At 61.5% G+C, this 14664-nt stretch carries 18 protein-coding genes; 14 read left to right on the top strand and 4 right to left on the bottom strand.

The features are described 5' to 3' along the window. Positions 1–8: 8 nt before the first annotated feature. Positions 9–1175 carry an AI-2E family transporter gene (locus RCCGE510_RS02390; RefSeq protein ID WP_007626810.1) on the bottom strand — a complete coding sequence of 389 codons (1167 nt, stop codon included), beginning with the start codon at positions 1173–1175 and terminating at the stop codon, positions 9–11. A 177-nt stretch (positions 1176–1352) separates the two neighbouring features. Between RCCGE510_RS02390 and RCCGE510_RS02385 the strand changes: the two genes are divergently transcribed. After that, the gene (locus RCCGE510_RS02385; protein ID WP_007626802.1) at positions 1353–1736 is read left to right on the top strand and encodes a hypothetical protein; all 384 of its coding nucleotides are present in this window, start codon (positions 1353–1355) and stop codon (positions 1734–1736) included. Between the two features lie 11 nt (positions 1737–1747). Here RCCGE510_RS02385 and RCCGE510_RS02380 read toward each other — a convergent pair whose 3' ends face one another. After that, positions 1748–2719: a VOC family protein gene (locus tag RCCGE510_RS02380; RefSeq protein WP_192815268.1), complete on the bottom strand. Its 972-nt coding sequence runs from the start codon at positions 2717–2719 to the stop codon at positions 1748–1750. Positions 2720–2905: 186 nt separating this feature from the next. Here RCCGE510_RS02380 and RCCGE510_RS02375 point away from each other — a divergent pair, with 186 nt between their 5' ends. The 4 genes from RCCGE510_RS02375 (at position 2906) to RCCGE510_RS02360 (ending at position 5668) form a co-directional block, all read left to right on the top strand. Next, entirely contained in the window at positions 2906–3325 is a 420-nt protein-coding gene (locus RCCGE510_RS02375) for a universal stress protein (protein ID WP_007626800.1), read from the top strand. Between the two features lie 127 nt (positions 3326–3452). Continuing rightward, a complete protein-coding gene (locus tag RCCGE510_RS02370; RefSeq protein ID WP_007626799.1) occupies positions 3453–4121 on the top strand; it encodes a hemolysin III family protein in 669 nt (222 codons plus the stop codon). Positions 4122–4325: 204 nt separating this feature from the next. Beyond that, positions 4326–4835, top strand: coding sequence for a GNAT family N-acetyltransferase (locus RCCGE510_RS02365; RefSeq protein WP_007626798.1), 510 nt, complete (start codon positions 4326–4328; stop codon positions 4833–4835). 131 nt (positions 4836–4966) lie between these two features. Continuing rightward, positions 4967–5668, top strand: coding sequence for a pentapeptide repeat-containing protein (locus RCCGE510_RS02360; protein WP_007626797.1), 702 nt, complete (start codon positions 4967–4969; stop codon positions 5666–5668). 248 nt (positions 5669–5916) lie between these two features. Here RCCGE510_RS02360 and msrB read toward each other — a convergent pair whose 3' ends face one another. Then, positions 5917–6330: a peptide-methionine (R)-S-oxide reductase MsrB gene (msrB, locus tag RCCGE510_RS02355; RefSeq protein WP_007626796.1), complete on the bottom strand. Its 414-nt coding sequence runs from the start codon at positions 6328–6330 to the stop codon at positions 5917–5919. 189 nt (positions 6331–6519) lie between these two features. On the opposite strand from msrB, the gene RCCGE510_RS02350 reads away from it, so the two are divergent. The 9 genes from RCCGE510_RS02350 (at position 6520) to RCCGE510_RS02305 (ending at position 13836) form a co-directional block, all read left to right on the top strand. Further along, on the top strand, positions 6520–6735 hold the full coding sequence (locus RCCGE510_RS02350) for a hypothetical protein (RefSeq protein WP_007626794.1): 216 nt from the start codon (positions 6520–6522) through the stop codon (positions 6733–6735). A 126-nt stretch (positions 6736–6861) separates the two neighbouring features. After that, the gene (locus RCCGE510_RS02345) at positions 6862–9225 is read left to right on the top strand and encodes a putative monovalent cation/H+ antiporter subunit A (RefSeq protein WP_007626792.1); all 2364 of its coding nucleotides are present in this window, start codon (positions 6862–6864) and stop codon (positions 9223–9225) included. After that, complete coding sequence (locus RCCGE510_RS02340; RefSeq protein WP_007626790.1) at positions 9225–9644, top strand: Na(+)/H(+) antiporter subunit B; 420 nt, start codon at positions 9225–9227, stop codon at positions 9642–9644. Before RCCGE510_RS02345 ends, RCCGE510_RS02340 begins: the two co-directional genes overlap by 1 nt. Then, positions 9644–10021 carry a Na+/H+ antiporter subunit C gene (locus RCCGE510_RS02335; protein WP_007626788.1) on the top strand — a complete coding sequence of 126 codons (378 nt, stop codon included), beginning with the start codon at positions 9644–9646 and terminating at the stop codon, positions 10019–10021. Before RCCGE510_RS02340 ends, RCCGE510_RS02335 begins: the two co-directional genes overlap by 1 nt. Before the next feature lie 214 nt (positions 10022–10235). Continuing rightward, complete coding sequence (locus RCCGE510_RS02325; protein ID WP_007626784.1) at positions 10236–11816, top strand: Na+/H+ antiporter subunit D; 1581 nt, start codon at positions 10236–10238, stop codon at positions 11814–11816. Continuing rightward, positions 11813–12286 carry a Na+/H+ antiporter subunit E gene (locus RCCGE510_RS02320; RefSeq protein ID WP_007626782.1) on the top strand — a complete coding sequence of 158 codons (474 nt, stop codon included), beginning with the start codon at positions 11813–11815 and terminating at the stop codon, positions 12284–12286. Before RCCGE510_RS02325 ends, RCCGE510_RS02320 begins: the two co-directional genes overlap by 4 nt. Beyond that, entirely contained in the window at positions 12283–12636 is a 354-nt protein-coding gene (locus tag RCCGE510_RS02315; protein ID WP_007626780.1) for a cation:proton antiporter, read from the top strand. Before RCCGE510_RS02320 ends, RCCGE510_RS02315 begins: the two co-directional genes overlap by 4 nt. Beyond that, complete coding sequence (mnhG, locus tag RCCGE510_RS02310) at positions 12633–12965, top strand: monovalent cation/H(+) antiporter subunit G (protein WP_037077525.1); 333 nt, start codon at positions 12633–12635, stop codon at positions 12963–12965. The genes RCCGE510_RS02315 and mnhG overlap by 4 nt, the downstream gene beginning before the upstream one ends. Positions 12966–13404: 439 nt before the next feature. After that, positions 13405–13836, top strand: a complete 432-nt coding sequence (locus RCCGE510_RS02305; protein WP_007626776.1) for a MucR family transcriptional regulator — start codon at positions 13405–13407, stop codon at positions 13834–13836. A gap of 210 nt (positions 13837–14046) precedes the next feature. Here the strand turns inward: RCCGE510_RS02305 and RCCGE510_RS02300 are convergent, their stop codons facing one another. After that, positions 14047–14469 (bottom strand): SufE family protein, encoded by a 423-nt coding sequence (locus RCCGE510_RS02300; RefSeq protein WP_007626775.1) that lies wholly within the window; start codon positions 14467–14469, stop codon positions 14047–14049. Between the last annotated feature and the right edge of the window lie 195 nt (positions 14470–14664).

Genomic DNA, 14664 nt, shown 5'->3' with positions numbered 1-14664 from the left:
CCGGTTGATCATTTCGGCAGCTGCGGCTGCGGCTTTTCCTCGATCAGCAATTCCTCGATGATCGTGATGACGATCAGCGACAGCGGCAGCGCCAGCATAGCGCCGACGGCACCCCACATCCATGTCCAGAACAGGATGGCGAGGAAGACGACGAAGGGATTGATTTCCAACCGCCGTCCCATCACCGCCGGAAAGATCAGGTTCTCCATGAGAAGATGCACGGTGAAGAAGGCCGCTGCCGGGATCAGGCCGATGACGAGGTCATCATGGGTGAGAATGCCGGCGACTGCGACGGCAAGCGTCATCAGCGTGATGCCGAGATAAGGGATGAAGCTCGACAGGAAGGCGAAGAAGCCCCAGAGCACCGGCGCCGCCAAGCCGCCGGCATAGGCGATAACCGTCATGACGACGCCGAGCCCGATATAAATCAGCGAGGCTGTGGCGAAATAGAAGCCAAGCACCTGCTCGACGGCATTGATGACGCGAATGGCCGCCAGGCGTTGCGTTCGGGTGCGGAAGGTCATGATAACAGTCTTGCGCAGGTTGACCCGGCTGGCGAGGAAGAGCAACAGCGCCGCAAAGAAGATCATCCCCTGCACGACAGCCGGCGTCAGGCTGGTGGTCACCACGTGCAGCACGTTGCCAGTGTTTTCGAGCAGCGCGCCGATCGACATCGGCCCGCTTTCGAATGTCGCCGGGGTGATATGCAGCCATTCGATGCGCTCGAGATAAGGCATGACGCGGTCCATGGTCCGCTCGGCAAAGGCCGGCCCCTCATTGGCAAACGTCATCAGCGGGCCGGCGAGCGAGTTGATCACCAGGAAGATCACCAGCGCCACGCTGCTCGACAGAATGAAGGCGTTGGCAAGCCGCGGCACGCCCAGTCTGCTGAGTTTTTCCGCGGCCATGCCAAGGATCATGCCGACGACGACGGCAAGCGTGATCGGGATGAGGATCAGCGACATCATGTAGACGGCGGCAAGGCCGAGAATGCCGAATATGCCGATGATCGCCCAGGCCATGCTGATATCGAGACCGTCTTTTTCCAGCCGGTGCAGCGGTGGCGGCGGCAGCTCTTCGGCTGTCTCCTTCAGCGTCTGCGCCCAAGCGCTGGTGCGACGTTCGCCGATCGCGATCTTTTTTGCCTGTTTGCGGATGCCGTTGGCGATGCCCATGCGGTCAGGTCCCCGAAGCCCCATTGCTTCGTCACGGAAACGCGCCGATGCGGTTCCGGTTCCGCAAGCCCTTTTGACCTCGCAGGGATAAGCCTCATCGGCAATTGGGTCGATTTGAATCATCCCGGCGGAACAACCTTGTAACCGCAGGAGTTCGGCCTGAGAAGGAGTGAAGCCATGATCAAAGATCCCGACCAGCGGAACGCCGCCGAGACTTATACGGCGGATCCCCCTTATGCCGACGAGGCAGCGCTTAAAGCAAGCGACCAGAGGCGGTGGTGGGGTTGGACGGTCCTGCTGGCCGGCGCAGCGGTGCTGATCATTGCCTGCGTGAGCGTCGCGATCTGGCCTGATCCTAGCAACAACGATCCGACGGCGACAGCCTCGACCAAGCCGGACCCGATCAATGCGCAACCATCCGGTCCCGGCGCCTTTAACGACGATCCTGCCTCCGGCCCGTCAAAGCCTCCGGAAGCGGTAGACCGTTCACCCTCGCCAAGCGGAAATGGTGGCGGACCGACCGGCGTCACGAGTCCGGCAGGCACCGAGAAGGTCAAGTAGCCTCGTCGCGATCAAGCCGAAAGCGTCAGGCCGATGCCCCACGGATCCCTGAGGAACACGCCGCCATCACGCTTCTCGCTCTTGATCTCCAGCGTATCGAGCTTGGAGATGGCCGCATCCAGCGTCGCCTTGTCATTGAAACGGAGCTTGTAGTCCGAAAGTCCGGTCATATTGTCGGCGCGTGCGACAGCACCCCGGCTGTTCCAGATATTGGCGGCGATGTGATGATGGTAGCCGCCGGTCGCAAAGAAACTTGCGCCGGGACGGCTTGCCATCAGCTTTAGGCCGAGGACGTCGCGGTAAAAGGCGTCGGCCTGAGGGATGTCGCCGACCTGCAGATGCAAATGGCCGATCGCCGTTCCCACAGCCATGCCGCTCCAATGCTCATCGGTCGCGCTGTCATAGAGCGCCTGCAGGTCGAGCCGCAGCGTTGCCATGTCGACCATGCCATCCTGATCGAACTTCCATTGCTCGTGCGGCCGGTCGGCATAGATTTCGATGCCGTTGCCCTCGGGGTCGGACAGATAGATTGCCTCGCTGACGAGGTGGTCCGAGGCGCCGTCGAGCACAACATTGTTGTTGGCGGCGTGGCGCAGCCAGCGTGCGAGCGCCGCCCGGTCCGGCATCAGGAAGGCGGTGTGGAAAAGACCGGCGGCATTGCGTGGCGCGATCGCCGCGTCTTTGGCGGTCGTCAGCGTCAGCGTCAGCAGCGGCAGATCGCCGACACCCAGCACTTGCCCGCTCGCCGTCTTCTCGATGACCTTCAGGCCGAGCATCGATTGATAGAAGCCGGAAACGACAGCGAGGTCGGTCACGACCAGATGCGACTGATCGATATAGGCGGGTCGTGTCAGCGCATAGGAAGTTTCGGTCGTCATGGATTGTTCTCCTGCCACTGATCTGGCCTGTGGAATGGACGGCGTGCCGGCGGTGGCGACGAATGTGCCGCCCGCGGCAAGGCCGAGAAAGTTTCGTCGATTCATCCGCCTCTGCCTCCTCTGGGCTGCCATAGCTGATCTCTATATGGCGGATTCCTATTGTTCACAGAAGATCCGTTTTTGAGGATGAAGCGTTGAGCAAATGTTGACGATGACGTCCACTTGATCGCGGTCAAAGCGCCCATATCTTCTTTAGAGGAAGCTTATAAATCTCAGTCATGGAGGGAAGCCATGTACAGGAAGATCATCGTAGCGATCGCGCTCGGCGGCATCGAAAAGGGAGGCACGATCCTGCGCAAGGCCGCGTCCCTGCTCGACGACGGCGGCGAGATCGTCGCACTCAACGTCATCGAGGACGTGCCGACCTATGTCGCCGTCGAACTGCCGGCCAACATGGTCGAGGACGCCATGCAGGACAGCCGCGACGAGCTGAAAGCGCTGATCGCTGCAACCGGTATTGCGGCAACCGTCGAGATCCGCAACGGCCCACCCGCCAAAGTGATCATCTCGACCGCCGACAGCCACGGAGCCGACCTCATTATCGTCGCCTCGCATGTTCCGGACTTTTCCAATTATTTCATCGGCGCCACCGCCGACCGGGTCGTGCGCCACGCCAAATGCTCGGTGCTGGTCGACCGGCAGAAGGTTTGATGCGCGCAGCTGCTCCGCCGTCAATCAGCCTGTCACGAAGATTTACCGCCCGTGCGCTTTGCCGCAGTTGCGTGCCTGTCGGTTCGATGCGACGATTGCAATCGGGGTCTGAAACGGATTGGCGGGCATGGCCGAATTCAACGGCATTCGCTGGGCTTACGACAGATACGAGCTGATAGCCGACGGTATCGTCCATGGCGTCGGTCTCGTGCTGGCGCTGATCGGCGCCACGGTGCTGATCTTCTACGCCACGCTCTGGAGTTCCTACGGCGCGCTCGCTGCCGCCTGGATCTATGGCGTCGGGCTGGTGCTGACGCTGGCCATTTCCTTTTCCTACAACGCCTGGCCTGTCTCGCGCACCAAATGGTACCTGCGCCGCTTCGATCATTCGGCGATCTTCCTGTTGATCGCCGCCACCTACACGCCCTTTCTCGAACGCGGCGCCGACGACCCGCTGCTCTTGTTCATGCTGGTCGCGATCTGGCTTTTCGCCGCCGCCGGCATTGTCCTGAAATGCGTCTTTCCCGGCCGTTACGACCGCGTTGCCATCCTGCTTTATCTCGCCATGGGCTGGAGCGGCGTGCTGGTGGCCGGGCCTGTCGCCGCGCGCATTCCCTCCGCCTCGATGCTGCTGATCGTCATCGGCGGGGTCATCTATTCGCTCGGCGTCATCTTCCATGTCTGGGAGAAGCTGCGCTTCCAGAACGCCATTTGGCACGGTTTCGTCGTCACCGCCGCGGCGGTGCATTATTCGGCCGTCTTCACCTGCTTCAGCCTGTCGGGGCCGGGGCTCTAAAGCATGTCGCGCAAAAGTGTGTAGCGGTTTTGCGGTAACGACATGCGAGAAAATAATGGTCTCAAGCGCAAGGAGCGAATCTGAAAGATCGCGACGCGCTTTGACGACGGCCGTGCCCAAAGTCGCCGGTATTTCGCATCCGCCGTTTACATCGTTCGAGGCCGGGCGTATGCCGCGTTTCGCAGACAATACGAACGGGCAATCATGACAGACGCTGTCCTCCTCCGCGATGCCACCGAAGCCGATCTTTCCGCAATCCGCGATATCTACAATCACGCCGTCGAGCACACCACGGCGATCTGGAACGACACGCTGGTCGATCTCGAAAACCGCCGGGAATGGATGAAGGCGCGCAAGGGTCGCGGCTTTCCGGTCATCGTTGCCGAGCTGTCAGGCAAGGTCGCGGGCTACGCCTCATATGGCGACTGGCGCGCCTTCGACGGCTACCGCCACACCGTCGAGCATTCCGTCTATGTCCACAAGGATTGCCGCGGCGCCGGCATCGGCGAGCGCCTGATGCGGGAACTGATCGCCGATGCTGCGGCAGGAAATATCCATGTGATGATCGCCGGCATCGAGGCAGAAAATACCGCTTCGATCAGGCTGCACGAAAAGCTTGGCTTCCGCATTGCCGGCAGATTTTCCGAGGTCGGCACCAAGTTCGGCCGCTGGCTGGACCTCACCTGCATGGAGCTTCGGCTGCCGCTCGACTGATGCGGCAACCCTCGGCGGCCCATTGTGAACGGCGCGCGCCATCTTTTTATTGTAGTCTGAGCTGTGTAAGAAAGGGAGGCAGCCTGCTTTCCGCGAGGCGGCCTCAGAATGGTATGGAGGTGAACAGCTCAATGGCAATGCACGGATCGTCGCTCGGTCTCCTTGCCCTCGTTCTTCTGGCATTTGCGCCGGTTGCCGCCCGGGCCGCCGATTGCGGCAGCCTGGCCTCGCCGAAGCTCGACTGGCAGGAATGCACCAAGAAGAACCTGATGCTGCAGGGCAGTGATCTCGAAGGCGCCAACCTCGTCGGCACCGATTTCTCGCTGACGGATCTTGCTGGCGCCAACGTCAAATCCGCCAATCTCGAAAAGGCGACGTTGGTGCGTGCCTCACTCGAGGGAGCCCACGCCGAAGGCACCAACTTCGCCAAGATCGAGGCCTATCGCGCCAGTTTCGCCAATATTGCCGCCGACGGCGCCTCCTTCGCCGGCGCCGAACTGCAACGCGCCAATTTCGCCGGCGCTACGCTTGCCGGCGCGAGCTTCGAAAAGGCTGAGCTCGGCCGCGCCGATTTCGACAAGGCGGTGCTGACGGGCACGAAATTCTCTTTCGCCAATCTCTCCCGTGCCGATCTCTCCAGCGCTACCTTCGAGGGCCCGCCGATATTCGAGCGCGCCTTCATGTTCCTCACCCGCATTGAAGGCCTCGACCTCTCCGCCGCCGCCGGGCTCGAACAGGCGCAGATCGACCTCGCCTGCGGCGACACCTCGACCAAGCTGCCGGCCGGCCTTTCGGCGCCGACGAGCTGGCCATGCCCTGCCGAACACGAGTGATCGGGCGGTTAGCCGGATCGTCGCGCTGCAGGCATGGTTTTGCGCCGAAAGCTGCCCCTCACCCTAACCCTCTCCCCGTTTTGACGGGGCGAGGGGACGTGCCCTGCAAGGGGTTAGTGGGGAACGGAGAGGCTGCGGCGCAACCCTTCGCCCCGTAAGCGGGGGTCCGAAGGACGGGTCGAGACGCGTGGCTCGACCCCGGTTGGCGCCGGCCGGCGGATGGGGCAGGCCGGCTCTGCCCTGAACGCCTACTTCCCAGGCTCGAACACCATGGAATGGCCATTGATGCAGTAGCGCAGGCCGGTCGGCGGCGGGCCGTCGGGAAAGACGTGGCCGAGATGGGCTTCGCAGTTGCCGCAGCGGATTTCGGTGCGCACCATGCCAAAGGCGGTATCGCGATGCTCGGTCACCGCATCGGGCGACACCGCTTCGAAATAGCTCGGCCAGCCGCAACCGGCATCGAATTTGGTGTCGGAGCGGAAAAGCGGGGCGTTGCAGCCGACACAGCGGTAAAGCCCCGTCTCGAAGGAATCCCAATAGGGGCCGGTGAAGGCGCGCTCGGTGCCGTGCTGGCGCGTGATGCGGTACTGCTCGGGAGTGAGCTGCTCTTTCCATTCTGCATCGGTCTTGTGGATCTTGGCGGTGGTTGCAGTTTCGGACATGCCATGCTCCTTTCGCCGAGGGGCGGTTCCGTTTCGCCAGAAAATGTGGTGCGCCGTCCCCGATTCATCAAGTCTTGGGCACCATCCTGCCCAATTCGCCGTGTACCGCTTTTGGAGGAGGACGCTTGCTCTTACATCCCTTAGGGGTTTTCTGTTAGGGTTAATCTTACGTGCATTGGGGAATCACTGGTGTTTGAAGCAGCAATCGTCCTGCTCTACGGCCTCGTCGCCCTGGCGGCCATGGCAGTCACGCTGTTGGAGGGCTGGGCCAACCATGACGGCTTGACGCTCCATCGTCTCGCCGGCCTCTTTGCCTGCCTGCTCTGGCCGCTGACGCTTCTGGTCTTCGTCCTGCACGGCTGCGTTGCCCGGCTGTTGACGCGTCGTTCTCGATCCGCGGCCTGATCCAACCAACCACCGCTGCGCTCCTTACCCCTCCAATCGAAATCGCTTGAGACGCCCTCCCGTTTCGCTTAAGTCAAGACAGGCCGGTTTTGCTGGCGCGTCGTTTATTGCGGTTGGGGAGGAGACATGGCCGATGTCACGGCTCTGACATTTCTGGCCCTGTGTCTGCCGCTTGCCGGCGCTCTTGCCGCCCCCTTCGTCATCCGCATCTTCGGCGCCAACGGTGCCTGGCTTCTGGCGATTGCTCCCTTGCTCGCCTTCCTGCATTTCCTGCGATTCGTTCCCGAGATCGCGCGCGGCGACGTCGTCACCGGCGGTTATTCCTGGGTGCCGAGCTACAATCTCTCCTTCTCCTGGTTCCTCGATGGCTTGTCGCTGGCTTTCGCGTTGCTGATCACCGGCATCGGCACACTGATCGTGCTTTATGCCGGCGGCTATCTCAGGGGACACAAGGATCACGGCCGCTTCTTCTCCTTCATCTTTCTGTTCATGGGCGCCATGCTCGGCGTCGTTGTCTCCGACAGTTTCCTGATGCTCTTCATCTTCTGGGAACTGACATCGATCACCTCCTTCCTGCTGATCGGCTTCGATCACGAGCGTCAGGCCGCTCGCCGCGCCGCCCTGCAGGCGCTTGTTGTGACCGGCGGGGGAGGGCTCTGCCTGCTGGCCGGCCTGCTGCTGCTCTGGAACATCTCAGGCGTCACGCAGATGTCGCAGCTCATCGGATTTGGCGATGTCGTGCGCGAAAGCCCGCTCTATCTCGCTGCCCTCATCCTGGTTCTTGGCGGCGCCTTCACCAAGTCTGCGCAGTTTCCCTTTCATTTCTGGCTGCCGAACGCCATGGAGGCGCCGACGCCGGTGTCTGCCTACCTGCATTCGGCCACCATGGTGAAAGCCGGCGTCTATCTACTGATGCGGCTCAATCCGGTCATGGGGGCGACACCCGCCTGGGAAATCCTTCTGCCCTTCTTCGGCGGACTGACGCTGGTGGTCGGCACTGCACTCGCCATTCGTCAAACGGATTTGAAGCTCAAGCTCGCCTACACCACCGTCTCTTCGCTCGGCCTGCTCGTCATGCTGATCGGCTTTGGCTCCGAACATGCGGTTGAGGCGGCGGCGCTCTATCTGGTGGCGCATTCGCTGTTCAAAGGCGCGCTCTTCATGGTCGCCGGCATCATCGATCACGAAACCGGCACGCGCGATATCACCAGGCTTAGCGGCCTGATGCGGGCGATGCCGCTGACATGGGTGATTGCACTTGCCGCGGCGTTCTCTATGGCCGGCCTGCCGCCATTTTTCGGCTTTCTCGCCAAGGAAGAGATCTATACCGCCCTGGTCGGCAGCGATGTTCGGGCGCTTACCTTCACCGCCATCACCGTCTTTGGCAATGCGCTGATGTTCGCCATCGCCTTCGGAGTGGCGCTGAAACCCTTCCTCGGCCGGCCGGTAGAGACGCCGAAACATCCACACGAAGCGCCCGTTCTGCTCTGGCTAGGCCCGGCGGTTCTCGCTGGCCTCGGCTTGCTTGCCGCGATCTTTTCGAACGTCACGCACACCGTGCTGTCCTCGCCGATATCAGCCGCCATCCGCCAGGACCCGGTAGACATCGACATTTCGCTGGCGCCGCATATCGGCCTGCCTTTGGGCCTTTCGCTCCTCACCGTGCTGCTCGGCGTCGTCGTCTATTGGCAGCTTGATCGCGCCCGCTTTTTGATGGCGATCTTCCTGCGCGCGGCCGGGCGTGGGCCGGATCACGGCTTCGACCTTGCCATTTCAGGCCTTGTCCGCTTCGCCGGCCGCCTCATGCGTGTCCTCCAGCCGGGCCGGCTGCAGATCTACGTCACCTGCACCTTCCTCTGCGTCGCCGCCATCCTCATCATTCCGCCCATCGCCTACGGCGAGCTGCCGCACCTTCCCGCCTGGCCGGCCGATGTCAGGCTCTATGAATGGGCGGTTTTGCTGATTGCCGCCTTCGGCCTTGCCGCCGTGCTCGTCGCCCGCGACCGGCTGACGGCGATCGTCTCGCTTGGCATCCAGGGTTTTGCCGTCGCCATTATCTTCCTGATGTTCGGGGCACCGGATCTGTCTTTCACCCAGTTCATGGTCGAAACTCTGGCGGTGGTCATCCTCGCTTTGGTCATGACCAGGCTCCGCCTTTCGCCGGCCGATCGGCGCCCGCTCGGCCGCAGGGTCTTCGACGGCGCGCTTGCGCTGATCTGCGGCCTCGGCTTTACGCTTCTGCTGTTGCGGGCAACGCAGGTCCCGTTCAACGCCGCGCTGACGATGTTCTTCAACGCCTATTCGAAAACGATTGCCCACGGCGCCAATGTCGTCAACGTCATCATCGTCGATTTCCGCGGCACCGACACGCTCGGCGAAATCGCCGTCGTCGCCGTCGCCGGCCTTGCCATCCTGGCGCTGATCCGCATCCGCGCCGGCACCGAGCGCAAGCTTGCGGCCAATGAACCCGCGGTGGAGACAGAGGGCTGATGAACACCCTGATCTTCCGCACGGTTGCGCCGTTCCTCACCGCGTTGATGTTGCTATTTTCCGTCTTCGTGCTGCTGCGCGGTCATAACGAGCCGGGTGGCGGCTTCATCGGCGGGCTGATCGCCGCCTCGGGACTGGCGATCTATGGCATTGCCCGTGGGGTTGCCGCCGTTCGCCGCGCGCTGTTTTTCCATCCGCTGTCGCTTGCCGGCTTCGGCCTGCTGCTGTCGACGGTAGCAGGCCTTCTCTCCATTCTTTTCGCCGTTCCCTTCATGACCGGCCTCTGGATCTATCCGAACCTCTTCGGTCTCGAAGTGCCGCTGTCGAGCGTCATGCTCTTCGACATCGGCGTCTATCTCGTCGTGCTCGGCGGCATCACCTCGATTGCGCTGACGTTGGAAGAAAAGGAGGTGGAGTGATGGAGCCGCTGCTGGCGATCCTCGTCGGTCTGTTCTTCGCCGCCGCCATTTATCTGATGCTGTCGAAATTCACGATCCGCATCATGCTCGGCATCGCCATCCTCGGCAATGCCGTCAACCTTCTGCTCTTTACATCAGGCCGGCTGACGCGTGGGGTGCCGCCGATCATCCCGGCCGGTCTCGACGCCTTGCCCGCCAGCACGGCCAATCCGCTACCGCAGGCCCTCATCCTGACGGCGATCGTCATCTCCTTCTCCTTCCTTGCCTTCCTGCTGGTACTGACCTACCGCGCCTATCAGGACCTCGGCACCGACGACACCAACGAAATGCACGCTGCCGAGCCCGACGACCGGCCGCTGCCGCCATTGGGATATTGAGGCGGATGTCGACGTTGGTGTTTACCCCCCTCTGCCCTGCCGGGCATCTCCCCCACAAGGGGGGAGATCGGCTGGGGGCGAAATCTCACCCTAGTTGGATGCTTGGGATGGGCGAGACGGATTGGGGTGCAATTGTTATATCGGGAAACGGGCGCGTCTTGCCGATCTCCCCCCTTGTGGGGGAGATGCCCGGCGATGCCGAGGGCCGTACCTGATGGCCGCCCCAATCACCATCGATCTCTCCGCCGCACTGATCACCGCCCCCGTGCCCATCGGTCATTGGCTTGCAATCCTGCCGGTCGCCCATTGCATCACGCTCGGTGCCGTTCTGCTGATGCTGCGCAACCATCCCCGCCTGCAGGCATGGCTCGCCATCTCAGGCCTTACGCTGCTGGCTTTGATCGATGCGGCGCTGCTCGCCAAGGTTTCGGCCGAAGGGCCGCTCACCATGGTCATGGGGCGCTGGCTGCCGCCTTTCGGTATCGCCTTCACCGTTGATCTCTTCGGTGCGCTGATGGCCTTCACCGCAGCCCTTGTGGCGCTCGCCGCCGGCATCTATGCGCTCGCCGATATCGGCGAAAGCGGGAGGCGATACGGTTTCTTCCCGCTGCTCTTGTTGCTGATGGCCGGTGTCACCGGCGCCTTTCTCACCGGCGATGTCTTCAATCTCTATGTCTGGTTCGAGGTGCTGCTGATCTCTTCCTTCGGGCTGATCATCCTTGGCTCCGAACGTCAACAGATCGATGGCGCGCTGAAATATGCGGTGCTGAACCTCATCGCCACGACGCTGTTCCTGATTGGCGTCGGCATCCTCTATGCCGTCTTCGGCACGCTCAACATGGCCGATATCGCGGCAAGGGCGAAGGATTTGCGCGGTACTGCACCGCTGATGACCCTGGCCAGCCTCTTCCTGCTCGCCTTCGGCATGAAGGCGGCAGCCTTCCCGGTCAATTTCTGGCTGCCCGCCGCCTACCATACGCCGCGCATCGTCGTCTCCGCGCTGTTTGCCGGGCTGCTCACCAAGGTCGGCATCTACGCACTGATCCGGGTGATGGTCATGTTGCTGCCGGTGGAGCGCCAGGAATTGAGCCTGCTGATTGCGCTTGCCGCCGCCGCGACCATCCTCGTCGGCGCGCTCGGCGCCCTGGCCGAGAACGATATCCGCAGGCTGTTCGGCTATGTCGTCATCTCGGGCATCGGCAACATGCTCGCCGGTGTCGCCCTTGGCGGCCCAGGTGTCGCCCTTGGCGGCCCAGGCGGCGGCATTGACGGCGTCAGCGGCGCGGTCTTCTATGCGCTCCATTCCATGGTGCTGATGACAGCGCTTTATCTGGCTGCCGGCGAGATCGCCCGGCGTGGCGGCGGCTTTTTATTGTCGGAGCTCGGCGGGCTCTATCGGCAGAGCGGCGCCTTCGCCGCGCTCTCCCTCGTGCTCTTCCTTGCCGCCTGCGGCCTGCCGCCCTTTTCCGGCTTCTGGCCGAAAGTCATTCTCGTCAAGGCTTCGCTCGATCTCGGTGACTGGTGGCTGGCGGCCGCAATCCTGGTCGGCGGTTTTCTGACGACGATCGCTTTCGGCCGCCTCTTCCTGCTCGCCTATTGGCGCCCGGCGCCGGTAGAGCGGATGCCGTCCGAAGCCGGATGGCGCACCGGTCTGCCGCTTGCGGCACTGACGGCGCTCATCATCGGCTTCGGCATCCTGCCGGAACAGTTGCTGGCGCTGTCGCAATCAGCAGCCGCCGGTCTTGCCGATCCTGCGGCCTATCTTCATTCGGTTTTTCCCGGAGGTGCACGGTGATCGCCTTCCTCTTCAACCTGCTGCTTGCCATTGCCTGGGTCGCCGTCACCGGCAGCGCCTCGCTGCACAATCTCGTCTTCGGTTTCCTGCTTGGCGCCCTGGCGCTGGCCATCATCCGCGAACCCTTCGGCGGCACGGGATATCTGCGCCGCGCCCGCCTGGTGCTCTCGCTCGCCGCTCTGTTTCTGAAGGAATTGTCGCTGTCGGCCTGGAGGGTCACGCTCACCATCCTCTCGCCTGATATGAAGCTGAAACCCGGCATCTTCGCCTTTCCTCTGACGGTGACGAGCGATTTCGAGATCACTTTACTCGCAAACCTCATCACCCTGACACCCGGCACGCTTTCGGTCGATGTCTCCTCGGATCGCCGCACGCTCTATGTCCACGCGCTCGATTGTTCCGATCCCGAGACCACCAAGCGGGATATCGCCAATGGCTTCGAACGCAAGATCATGGAGGCTTTCCGGTGATCACACCTGCCGCCATTATCGCGGTCGCATCCTCGGCTGCCCTCGTCATCCTCGGCCTGGCGCTGATTCTGACGGTCTGGCGCGTCGTTGCCGGCCCGACATTGCCGGATCGCATCCTCGCCCTCGATATGCTGACCGGCATCGCCATCGGCTTCATCGCTGTCATCGCGATCAAAACAGGCTTTTCGCTCTATATCGATATCGCCATCTCGCTCGGCCTCGTCGGGTTCCTGGCGACGGTCGCCTTCGCCCGATTCGTGCTGTCGCGCGGCAACATCGAATCGCCGGCATCTGCCTCTCCGGCAAAGGCCGGCGCGAAAAGGGGCCATGCGGGAGGAAAGAAGCGATGATGGATTATATTCTGGCTGCCATCGTCGCTCTGCTGCTGATCGCCGGGGCTTTTTTTGCTCTTTCGGCGGCGATTGGCCTGGTCAGGCTGCCCGATCTCTATACACGCATGCACGCGGCCTCGAAGGTGGGGACCGTCGGCTCCGGCCTGCTGCTCCTTGCCGCCGGCCTCTATTCGCAGGACCTGGCGATTCTCGTCCGCGCCATTGCCGGCTTCGTCTTCCTGTTGCTGACGGCGCCGGTCTCTGCCCATCTGCTGGCCAGAGCCGCCCACCTTTCGGGATATGCGCTCGGTGCCGTTTCGGTCCGTGACGATATGCACAAACGCTGAGCCTATGCTGTTCGCTGCTTTACCAGATTTATGCAAAACTTATGCACAGGAACCTGTGAGTAAATCTTGCCCTTGGGTGCCTTAATTCTTCATCTGTCATTTTTTCTCAAGAAAAACGACAAATAATAATTGGCCTTTCGACCAAACGATGCTATTTGAAAATGCAAGTAGAGTTCTGATTGTGAATTACAATCGTACTGCTTCCAAGTCCCTCAGTTTTGATTTTTTATGTCTAAACTGGGGTCATCGCCTGGGGCATGACGTAGTGGTTTCCAGCCAGGCAGTATAAGAACAGGTCTCGCTCTTCGGAATCTAGGGGTGGATTTCGTGTTTTTCGAAACAGAAGGTCGGTTCATGTGCTTTTGCTGTTCGCTTCTACGAGGCGGGTCTTTGACGTAACAGTCAAAGGCCGTTTGAGCATGCTAACAGGAGAAAAAATATGACGGAAATGGCGACCGGCAATGCGCCGGAGCTGCTTGTGGAACTGACGGCCGACATCGTCGCGGCTTATGTCAGCAACCATGTTGTCCCGGTCAGCGACTTGGCAAATCTGATTTCCGACGTGCATTCGGCACTGAGCAACACGTCCGTACCGCAGCCTGCTGCGGCCATCGTCGAAAAACAGAAGCCTGCAGTCTCTGTCCGCAAGTCCGTACAGGACGAGCAGATCACGTGTCTGGAATGCGGCGGCAACTTCAAGTCCCTCAAGCGTCACCTGATGACGCATCACAGCCTCTCGCCGGAAGACTACCGCGAGAAGTGGGACCTGCCGACCGACTACCCGATGGTAGCGCCCGCTTATGCCGAAGCGCGTTCGCGCCTGGCAAAGGAGATGGGCCTGGGTCAGCGCCGCAAGCGCGGCCGCGGCTGAGCTTTTTCGAAAGCCACCAACGACAAAAGCCGGGTCTTGTGCCCGGCTTTTCTGTATGCGCTCGAGGCAGGGGCGCTGCTCTATGCTTCGCCGGCGGACGCAGGATGTATTCCTGTACTATGAGCAAGTGTTAATATACTGATCCGCTGGGGCAGCGCTTTCCGAATCGCTCGGCTCTCGACCTCGCAAAGCCCCTCAACACAAGCGCGTTCACGCCGCGGCGCGGACCGTTGCTTCTTCCCGGATCCTGTTGACCATCGACCGCAATCCGTTCGAACGCTGCGATGACAGGTTTTCCACCAGGCCGATTTTCGAGAAGATCTCGAAGGCATCGAGCCCGGCGATCTCAGATGCCGTCTTGCCGGAATAGGTGGCGAGCACGATGGCGACGAGGCCGCGCACGATATGGGCGTCCGAATCACCCTCGAAGCTCATCACCGGGTTGTCGGGATCGCCTGTCGTATGCGTCACCAGCCACACCTGGCTGGCGCAGCCCATCACCTTGTTTTCGGAGGTGCGCTTCTCCTCGGCCAGGTCGGGCAGTGCCTTGCCGAGTTCGATGACATAGCGGTAGCGGTCTTCCCAATCGTCCAGGAAGGCGAAGTCGTCGATGATCAGGTCGAGGGATGCCATGGAGAAGCCTTTCACTATTAAAGCACTTCCAGCAAAAGTGCACAGCGGTTTTGCGTCCGGAATGCGCCAGGAAAAGCTCTAAACTGCATATAGGTGAAAGACCGGCGGATTTGAACCGTTAAAGCGCGTCGCGTCGAACAGGATTCAGGCGACACGCTTTGTTCTGTGTTTTTATGCATCTCGTTATCCCTGAAC

Source organism: Rhizobium sp. CCGE 510, assembly GCF_000292525.1.
Lineage (GTDB): Bacteria > Pseudomonadota > Alphaproteobacteria > Rhizobiales > Rhizobiaceae > Rhizobium.
Note: the sequence above shows the minus strand (reverse complement) of the source record. Positions and strands in the feature narration are given on the sequence as shown.

Coding starts and splice junctions, on each gene's coding strand:
- RCCGE510_RS02390 (WP_007626810.1), bottom strand. CDS start 1,175: ATGGGCATCGCCAACGGCATCCGCAAACAGGCAAAAAAGATCGCGATC.
- RCCGE510_RS02385 (WP_007626802.1), top strand. CDS start 1,353: ATGATCAAAGATCCCGACCAGCGGAACGCCGCCGAGACTTATACGGCG.
- RCCGE510_RS02380 (WP_192815268.1), bottom strand. CDS start 2,719: ATGAATCGACGAAACTTTCTCGGCCTTGCCGCGGGCGGCACATTCGTC.
- RCCGE510_RS02375 (WP_007626800.1), top strand. CDS start 2,906: ATGTACAGGAAGATCATCGTAGCGATCGCGCTCGGCGGCATCGAAAAG.
- RCCGE510_RS02370 (WP_007626799.1), top strand. CDS start 3,453: ATGGCCGAATTCAACGGCATTCGCTGGGCTTACGACAGATACGAGCTG.
- RCCGE510_RS02365 (WP_007626798.1), top strand. CDS start 4,326: ATGACAGACGCTGTCCTCCTCCGCGATGCCACCGAAGCCGATCTTTCC.
- RCCGE510_RS02360 (WP_007626797.1), top strand. CDS start 4,967: ATGGCAATGCACGGATCGTCGCTCGGTCTCCTTGCCCTCGTTCTTCTG.
- msrB (WP_007626796.1), bottom strand. CDS start 6,330: ATGTCCGAAACTGCAACCACCGCCAAGATCCACAAGACCGATGCAGAA.
- RCCGE510_RS02345 (WP_007626792.1), top strand. CDS start 6,862: ATGGCCGATGTCACGGCTCTGACATTTCTGGCCCTGTGTCTGCCGCTT.
- RCCGE510_RS02340 (WP_007626790.1), top strand. CDS start 9,225: ATGAACACCCTGATCTTCCGCACGGTTGCGCCGTTCCTCACCGCGTTG.
- RCCGE510_RS02335 (WP_007626788.1), top strand. CDS start 9,644: ATGGAGCCGCTGCTGGCGATCCTCGTCGGTCTGTTCTTCGCCGCCGCC.
- RCCGE510_RS02325 (WP_007626784.1), top strand. CDS start 10,236: ATGGCCGCCCCAATCACCATCGATCTCTCCGCCGCACTGATCACCGCC.
- mnhG (WP_037077525.1), top strand. CDS start 12,633: ATGATGGATTATATTCTGGCTGCCATCGTCGCTCTGCTGCTGATCGCC.
- RCCGE510_RS02305 (WP_007626776.1), top strand. CDS start 13,405: ATGACGGAAATGGCGACCGGCAATGCGCCGGAGCTGCTTGTGGAACTG.
- RCCGE510_RS02300 (WP_007626775.1), bottom strand. CDS start 14,469: ATGGCATCCCTCGACCTGATCATCGACGACTTCGCCTTCCTGGACGAT.